Below are 328 nucleotides of genomic sequence, written 5' to 3'. Positions count from 1 at the left end.
GATACAGCTTCTCGCGCAGGTTGCAGATATGAAATCCTATCGTATTGTTTTCGTTTCCTGTAGTGAAATCGCCCCAGACCTGTTCGTAAATCTGTGCGTAGGTCAGCACACGGCCTTTGTTGGCGGCCAGCAGCAGGAGAATCCGATATTCTTTTGCGGTAAGCTGAATCTCCTGTCGATCCCGAAAAACCTTTCGTCTGCTTGGAAAGATCTCAAGACCAGGGAGCGATACCATCGGCTCCTCGTCGACCTCGATTTTTTCTATCTCAGGGTGGTTTTTGAGGATAGACAGAATCTGCTCCAAAACTTCCGTATCTCTTTCGTGCAG

General features: G+C 48.5%; 1 protein-coding gene. It reads right to left on the bottom strand.

Annotation, left to right across the window (positions count from 1 at the left end; all coding sequences use genetic code 11):
• Positions 1-328, bottom strand: a 328-nt coding sequence (locus H6B51_RS17410) for a winged helix-turn-helix domain-containing protein (protein WP_243421388.1), incomplete at both ends; no start/stop codon positions are given.

It is taken from the genome of Pseudoflavonifractor phocaeensis, assembly GCF_016901955.1.
Classification (GTDB): Bacteria; Bacillota; Clostridia; order Oscillospirales; family Oscillospiraceae; genus Flavonifractor; species Flavonifractor phocaeensis_A.
This window is presented reverse-complemented; position numbering and strand designations above follow the sequence as displayed.